Annotated in this window: 1 protein-coding gene; it reads left to right on the top strand. The window is 69.3% G+C overall.

Features of this window, described 5'->3' with window-relative positions; genetic code table 11:
• Positions 1–357 precede the first annotated feature (357 nt).
• Positions 358–1,143: hydroxymethylglutaryl-CoA lyase-like TIM-barrel protein (locus tag ABTZ59_RS37220; protein ID WP_351426057.1), on the top strand; the 786-nt coding region annotated here is incomplete at its 3' end.

Genomic DNA, 1,143 nt, shown 5'->3' with positions numbered 1-1,143 from the left:
GGCGGGGGGGGGGAGGTCGTTCGGTGGGGGGGCGGGGCATTTGGTGCGGTCGGCGGTGGTGGGTGCCGCGACGCGGCCGGCGAGTTCCCGGGCCCACGCACCGGTGGGGAAAGGCGGAATTTCCATCGAACTCTCCACTCCCATCTGCTGGAAACAGGCTCGGTCACCGTAGCCAACCATTCGAACAATTCCAGGCGCGGAATGCAGATTTTTCGACCAGCCCCCGGAGAATTCACAGAACTGACCCCCGCTGACTTTCCCTCACAGTCCTTGACAATGCTCTGACATCGGAGTCGTTGTCCCCTCACATCGCCCCGACCATCATGGTTGGCGGCCCTGCAAAAGGAGGAGAACGCAATGGCAGGAGAAGAGCACGGGGGCAGCCCTGTGGCACCGCCCCGGCTGTCCGACGCGACCCTGCGGGACTCCGCGCACATGGCCGGCGTCGAGTTCGGCCCCAAGGACGCCGCGGTCATCGCGGACCTGCTGGTGAAGACCGGGATCGAGCTCGTCGAGGTCGGCATGGTGTCCGGCCCGGGCGCCAAGGACGCCGATCTCGTCCTCGCCACCCACGAGGCCGTCGGCCCCGAGCGCAGCATGACGCTCGTCGTGGTGCGCGACCGGCAGCAGGTCGCGAGGGCGCTCGACGAGGCCGAGCGCCTGGGCGTGCGGCACATCATGTACTCCATCCCGACCTCCGAGCAGCACGCGCAGCTCAAGCTCGGTTCGCCCAGCGCCAAGTTCCTGCACACGCTGGCCCGTTCGGCGATCTCACAGGCCAAGGAGCGCGGCTTCCACGTCACCTTCAGCGGCGAGGACGGCGCCCGCACGCCCAAGGAGCGGCTCGTCCCCTACGTCGCCGCCGGGTTCGAGGCGGGTGCCGACCGGTTCCGGCTGGCCGAGACCGTCGCGTACCTCTCGCCCTGGCGGATGGAGGAGGTCATCGGGAACCTCACCGCGATCGACGGCTCCGAGATCGAGATCCACTCGCACAACATGCTCGGCATGGCCGTCGCCAACTCCCTCGCCGCCGTCCGCGCGGGCGCGCGGTGGATCTCGGCGACCGTCGGCGGCATCGGGGAACGCGGCGGCAACGCCCCGCTCGCCGAACTGCTCACCTCCCTGCGCGTCATCCACGGCGAC

The sequence above is a fragment of the Streptomyces sp. NPDC094034 genome, from assembly GCF_040303865.1.
Lineage (GTDB): Bacteria > Actinomycetota > Actinomycetes > Streptomycetales > Streptomycetaceae > Streptomyces.
Note: the sequence above shows the minus strand (reverse complement) of the source record. Positions and strands in the feature narration are given on the sequence as shown.